Origin of the sequence: Accumulibacter sp. (genome assembly GCF_029255145.1) — a bacterium.
Taxonomy (GTDB): domain Bacteria; phylum Pseudomonadota; class Gammaproteobacteria; order Burkholderiales; family Rhodocyclaceae; genus Accumulibacter.
Genome location: NZ_JAPUVQ010000079.1, coordinates 1 through 6,167, shown reverse-complemented (window position 1 = coordinate 6,167; position 6,167 = coordinate 1). Strand labels below are relative to the sequence as shown.

The 6,167-nt window shown below is 65.4% G+C and carries 6 protein-coding genes; 1 reads left to right on the top strand and 5 read right to left on the bottom strand.

What is annotated here, in order from left to right:
• Positions 1-121: 121 nt before the first annotated feature.
• The 5 genes from Q1L50_RS08020 to Q1L50_RS08000 all read right to left on the bottom strand — a co-directional run bounded on the left by Q1L50_RS08020 (position 122) and on the right by Q1L50_RS08000 (position 5,643).
• Positions 122-1,012: a hypothetical protein gene (locus Q1L50_RS08020; protein ID WP_300337374.1), complete on the bottom strand. Its 891-nt coding sequence runs from the start codon at positions 1,010-1,012 to the stop codon at positions 122-124.
• 117 nt (positions 1,013-1,129) lie between these two features.
• Complete coding sequence (locus Q1L50_RS08015; protein WP_300337372.1) at positions 1,130-2,173, bottom strand: M14 family metallopeptidase; 1,044 nt, start codon at positions 2,171-2,173, stop codon at positions 1,130-1,132.
• Between the two features lie 15 nt (positions 2,174-2,188).
• Positions 2,189-3,610, bottom strand: a complete 1,422-nt coding sequence (locus Q1L50_RS08010) for a glutamate-cysteine ligase family protein (RefSeq protein ID WP_300337371.1) — start codon at positions 3,608-3,610, stop codon at positions 2,189-2,191.
• 168 nt (positions 3,611-3,778) lie between these two features.
• Complete coding sequence (locus Q1L50_RS08005) at positions 3,779-4,750, bottom strand: threonine dehydratase (protein WP_300337369.1); 972 nt, start codon at positions 4,748-4,750, stop codon at positions 3,779-3,781.
• A 125-nt stretch (positions 4,751-4,875) separates the two neighbouring features.
• Entirely contained in the window at positions 4,876-5,643 is a 768-nt protein-coding gene (locus Q1L50_RS08000) for a phosphodiesterase (protein ID WP_300337367.1), read from the bottom strand.
• Positions 5,644-5,862: 219 nt separating this feature from the next.
• On the opposite strand from Q1L50_RS08000, the gene Q1L50_RS07995 reads away from it, so the two are divergent.
• A complete protein-coding gene (locus Q1L50_RS07995) occupies positions 5,863-6,051 on the top strand; it encodes a hypothetical protein (RefSeq protein WP_300337365.1) in 189 nt (62 codons plus the stop codon).
• Positions 6,052-6,167 lie beyond the last annotated feature (116 nt).

Sequence of the window (6,167 nt, the reverse complement as noted above, 5' to 3'; positions counted from 1 at the left end):
GCTGGATCAAGGCTCTGACTCGCTTCGGCTTCATCCCCGCAGCCGCTTGATTCACGACAACCCATTTCCATGACCGGTGCCGGTCAGGGCTTCGTGCGTCTTCAAGGAGGGTTCTTTCACATTAATGCCCCAGCGCCACCTGGCGCGGTCCGCGCCCGCCATCCCAGAGCAACAACTTGCCGTCTGCCGACAGGGCGATGGTCGTTCCGCTGCCTGCCGCCACGGTGACGATGCCTTCAGCAACCCTGGTCGGCTGGACCGCAAAACCCCTGCCCCACACCCACAGCGAGCCGTCGTCGAGGATTGCGGCCGAATGCGCCTCGCCCGTGGCTATTCCCTTGACCCCGCTGATGATCGTTCCCCAGGAGTTTGCCTTGTCGCCGAGCCCGTGTGCTGACAGCGGACCATGAATATTGCCGCCGGTGCCGAACACTTGGCCATTCTTGTCGAGATACAGCGCGTGCCCGGAATGTGCCCTGACCACGACGGCCTGTGAGGCGGTCCTAACGAAGTCGCTGGTCGCCGTCAAGCGGCCGTCGCCATACTGGCCGCGATTCGCGGCACCTCGCACGTAGAGGTCACCACCGACCTTGATGTAGTAATCGGTCCCGTCGCCGACGGCCGCGGCGATCACTTTTTCGGCAACCTTTCGTGGCGGCTCCCGGCCAGCACCCTGCCAGAGGGAACCGCCACGATTGATCGCCAGCCACCCGGCGTTACCGGCGGCGAAACTGACCACGTCGCGCATCAACAGGGCGGCGTTGGCCGGCGACCCCGACCAGGTGAGCAGCGTGCCGTCCTTGCGCAGCGCATAGTAGGCGTCCTTGCCGACGCCGACCTGCACGGCATCGGCGATCATCGCCGTCGGTCGGTCACTGCCGCTCCAGCCGTAGGCGGTACCACCGACGATCGCCATATGCCGGTCGTAATACGACGCCAGGCGCTCACCCGAGCTGTCGGCGACTGCCGCCCGGCCGACGCCGAGCGTCGCGAGGAGGGCTATCAGCGGCATCAGTAATCCGCGACCAGGCGCCCGCCGCCAGGGCAGAATTCTGTTCCTGCTCACTTTCATGGCTTTTTCTCCGATTCGTGCCACCAGAACCAGAACCCTGCTCCGACCCACTCCGCCCTAGAGCCTTGCAGACCACAGGCAGGCCGCGCTTTCGGAGTGCGGGAAAGGAATTCGTTCCATCAGGTAACACAGGCAATCCTGCCGCACGGCACGGGCATCGAGGGTCAGCATCGCCGGCGTTGAAGCCCGCCGCAGACTGATCGTGCCGTCACCGCAGGCGAAGAACTCTTCGGTCACGTCTCGCCGGCCCTCGTCGCGCACATCAAGCGGCAACTCGACGCGCGTCCGCCCGAAGGCCGTGCCGGCGTCGAGTTGCCGAAAATTCATGTGATCGAGCCGCGGATCGAAGTCAACGTCGGCCAGCGCATCGCCAAATCCGAACGATACCGCAGATGGCACCCGTACGGTGGCCACCGTGTGATAGAGGTCGATGTCGTGCTCATGAACGTCGTGCGAGGGGAACTGTGCCAGATGAAGGCAGGCGTCTACGAAATTCGCGGCGTGTTCTTCGTTCGCCGGCTTGCCGGCCTTGCCGCATTCCAGCGTCAGCGACGGACAGAGCGGTGAAAACGCCGTCGTCTGCGAGCCGGCCAGGCCGCGGAACCAGACCACTGTGCGCGAGAACAGCAAGGCCAGATGCAGGACCGCCTGGTCGAGGCTATTCACCACGCAGTAAAGCGGATTGATCCCGGTGTTGTTGTGAATATCGATGCTGGCAAAGACCCGGCGTGCCTGCATGATGCGATACACCTCGGTCATCGCCGCATGCTCCGGCGCCGCTCCGTACAGTTCGGTGCCCGGCCACACCCGGTTGTAATCAGGCTGATGATCGAGCCGCCGCAAACCCGCGCGCGCTGCCGCAACGTTGCCGACCAGAATCGACAGCGCACGCGGCAGCTGGCGGTCGGCGTGGTCGCGCAAGACGCGTTGCAGCGCGACCACGCCACTGTCCTCGTTGCCGTGCAGGAGCACCGAAACGAGCAGCGGCGGCTCGCGTCGTCCAGGCAGATGGATCAGCGTCGGCCCGCGAAGCAGGCGATGGAGTTCGCGGGCCGGGGTGTCGAGAAAGCCTTCCGGCAGTGTTTCCAGTACGGTCAACATGATCAGGGGAGGTGCTCATATCGGCCACTCATGCACGGGCATGAGACGGCGCTGATGCTCAAGGTAATCGGCGGCAAGCCGGAAGAAGTCCTGGTATTTGGCGTAGTGTGCCAGTTGCCACGCGGCACCGTTCTGGCGGCTGTGCAGGCGTGCGCAGATCACCGCGAGGTAGCGCTCTATATCGGCAGCGGCCAGCCCCAGTTCGATCAGGCCTTCGTGCGCCATTGGCAGCAGTTCACGGAGCAGCAGTTCGGCAACGTTGTCACGGCGGCCGTCCACCCACACCAACTGCGCCTCCAGACCGCAACGCGCGGCACGGTAGAAGTTATCGCACGCGACGGCGAAGGGCAACCGCGATTCGGGCGCGACGCTCTGCCTGGCAAGGATCCGTACCGCTCCGTAGAAGAAGGCAGCGTTGGCGATCATGTCGACGATGCTCGGGCCGGCGGGCATTACCCGCTGCTCGACCCGCAAGTGCGGCACAGCGTCGCGGTCGAAGCCGATCAGCATCCGGTTCCACCGCCAGATGGTGCCGTTGTGCAGTCGCAGATGCGCGTAGGCGTGCACCGGGCCGGGTTCTTCGAAGGGCAACAGCACCGGATACGCCGAAAGGTTTTCGGCGAACAGTGCGGTCGGATCGCCAGCCAGATAGCCCGACCCAAAAGTGACGCGTGCGTGCTCGGAATGTCCAGGCTCGCAGCAGGCGACGGTCTGCTCGAAAAGGGGAATGCGGGTTTCGTGCCATAGCGCGCGCCCGAAGAGGAACGGCGAATTGGCGGCCAGAGCCACCAGCGGCGCGGAGAGTATCTGCGACGCGTTATAAGTGCGTGCGACCTCGCTGACCGGCGTTTGCAGATGCACCTGGAAAGACGTCGTCGCCGCCTCGAGCATCACATCGGCGTGGGTCAGGGAAAGATTGTCGATGCCGGCGATATCCAGCGCCAGCGGCCGGCCGCCGCGCAGGCGGAGAACCTGCTCGTTGAGCGCCGCATAACGCTTGAACGGCGACATGCTGGCCAGCGACAGGTCACGTTCGCGCAAGGTCGGCAGCGTGCCGATGGCAATCACCGACACCCCGAGATCGGCGGCCACGCGCCGGCACTGCTGCCAGGTGGCCGTCAGTTCGCTTTCGAGTTGCGACAGCGCCGTCCCGCCCAGATCCTGCGGTGTGCCGTTGATTTCGACGTTGAACATCGACAGCTCCGGGACTACCAGTGGGCTGTCCATCCTTTCAAGAAACGGTACGTTGAGCGGCACCGGAAAGAAATGCTCGTTGATCAGCCAGGCTTCCAGCTCGAAGCCCGCGACCAAGCCCTCGTCGGCGAACTCGCCGCGCGCGTAGGCCGCCTGTGCGTGCGTGGTTTCCAGCTGGAGACGCTGGCTGAACCGCGCAAAGTCGTCGGCTGTAAAACCGGCGCTGCCAATCTCCTTTCCCATTGCCCCCCCCTCAATGTGTGGAACCCCACCGGCCAACAGCCAGCGGAGTCTAACCGCCAGTCAGCATGACCGCTTGCGGAAGATCAAACTCTCGCGGCGGCCAACGGCCACGGTGCCGCAGAGCAGCAGTGCCAGCTACTTTCCGCAGGATGCTCTGGGCATTGACCCTCAGCGGGCAGAAAATGAGCGGCCATCGAGGACCTCCGCAAACAGCTGCCGGTCAACGTTGCCGCCCGACAGCACGACCGCGACGCGGCGCCCCGACAGCCGCGCCTTCTCCTGCAGTGCCGCGGCGACCGCCGCCGCGCCGGCACCCTCGGCGACATTGTGCGTGCTCGTGAAAATCACCCGCATCGCCTCGGCGACTTCGCTGTCGGTGACCTCGACGATCCGGTCAACGCTTTTCCAGATCACATCGAGTGCTTCGGGCTGCGGCGTGCGGCACGCCATGCCGTCGCCCAGCGTCGTGGTGACCGGCGCCTCGCGCAGCGTTCCCGCGGCAAACGACGCGGCGTACGCTGGCGCGTGCGCGGATACCACCCCGACCACCTCGGTCTTTAGCCCGAGCGCATCGCGCGCGGCGACCATCCCGCAGATTCCCGAGCCAAGGCCAATTGGCACGTAGACCGTGGCCAACTCGGGGACCGCGGCCAGCAGTTCGAGCGCGTAGGTGGCGACGCCGGCGACCAGCAGCGGATGAAAAGAGGGAACCAGGTGCCATTGCAGCTCGTCGGCGAGCCGCGTCGCGTGCTCGCGGGCGGCCTGGAAGTCGTCGCCGTGCTCGATCAGTTCGACGCCGAGCGCACGCATCGCGGCGTTTTTCTCGACGCTGTTCCCGTAAGGCACCACGATGCGCGCCGCCAGGCCGTGCCGCCGGGCGGCCAGGCCGACCGACTGACCATGATTGCCGCGGGTCGCGCTGAGTACGCCCCTGACCGCCGGACTACGGGCCAGACTGGCAAGGTAAACCAGGCCGCCACGCAGCTTGAAGGCACCGACCGGGGTGTGGTTCTCGTGCTTGATCCACACTTCGGCGCCCAAGTGCTGACAGAGCAGAGGCCAGCAGTACTGCGGCGTCGCCGGCATCACCGAATACACGATCCGTGCTGCGCCTTCGATCTCGGCGAGGGTCGGGAGCATCGTTTCAGACATCCAGGCACGATCGCTTCCGCGAAACCGGCATCACCGCTGGCCGGCCCATTCCGGCCAGTGGGCGGCACCCGCGTCGCCGTCGCCTGCGCACTTGCCTGGCCACTACGCCCGGCCTAATGCCGGTACACGTGCACCTGCCCGATCTCGGCCGGGACATAGTGCGTCAGCAGCCGCTCACCTGGCTGCCAGTCGTGCACCAGGTAGCCGCCCGGCTCGAGTGCATAGGCCAGCGGACCATCCTGCAGCGCGATCTGGTGTGCCGGCGAAGGCGCGATCCTCGCCGGCCGGCCAGCGAAGGTGGTGCTGACGAAGCGGTGCACATGCCCACAGAGCAGCGCGTCGACCGCCTGGTGACCGCCCAGCCATTGCGCCAAGAGATCATCGCCACGACAGCGAATGGCATCCATCCCGGCGATCCCGACCGCGAACGGCGGCTGGTGCTGAGCGAGCAGCACCGGCGTGTTCGCCGGGCACGCTTGATCAAGCCATTCCAATTGTGCCGCCGCGACCTCGCCCCACTCTTCGCCAGGAACCACGGTGTCGAGCAGCAACAGCGTGCCCCGGCCGAAATCGAGCCGCTGGCAACACAGGCCATTGGCACTCCAGGCCTGCTCCGGGAAGACCTCTCGCAAGCCGGACCGTCGATCATGATTGCCAGGCAACAGGGCGTAGGGAAAAGGCAGCGCATCGAGCCGGCCACGCAGTAGCCGATACTCGTCGCAAGTGCCGTTGCTGACCAGATCACCGGTGATCAGCAGCAACTCCGGGGGCGGCGAGACCAGCACGCGCCGCAGCGCCCGGTCCAACGCCGCCAGGGTATCGACCGACCCGTAGAGCGGCTCGCTGCAGAGATGGAGATCGGAAAGCTGAACGATTAGCATGCCCGGAGCTTAACAAAAAAATGGAGCGCGCCGCAGCAAAAAGTCTCACTCCGACCTGACCGGAAGATGCCTCACCGGGCACTCCGGCACCGCCCTCCCCTGCGCGGGCGACCGGCGGCTGCCGTCACCAGCCTCCTGCCATCGCCACGCCGTCGGTGCAAGTATCCAGGAAGCACGTCTCGCACCGCCAGCGAGAAGCATCTTCAGGAGGCAGAGTCGTTGAACGCGCTTGCCGATGCCATTCCGCTCGACGCCCGTCTGGATGTCGTTGCCGCCAGCCAGAAGGTCCTCCGCGCCGACATCGATCGGGTGGCCGTCCGCCGCACCGAAGGACTGCTCGTCTTCTGGTACAGCTTGCTGGCAGCTGAGGACTGGACAGAAACCACAACGCCGGATCGGTTAATGTGAAAGAACCCTCCTTGAAGACGCACGAAGCCCTGACCGGCACCGGTCATGGAAATGGGTTGTCGTGAATCAAGCGGCTGCGGGGATGAAGCCGAAGCGAGTCAGAGCCTTGATCCAGC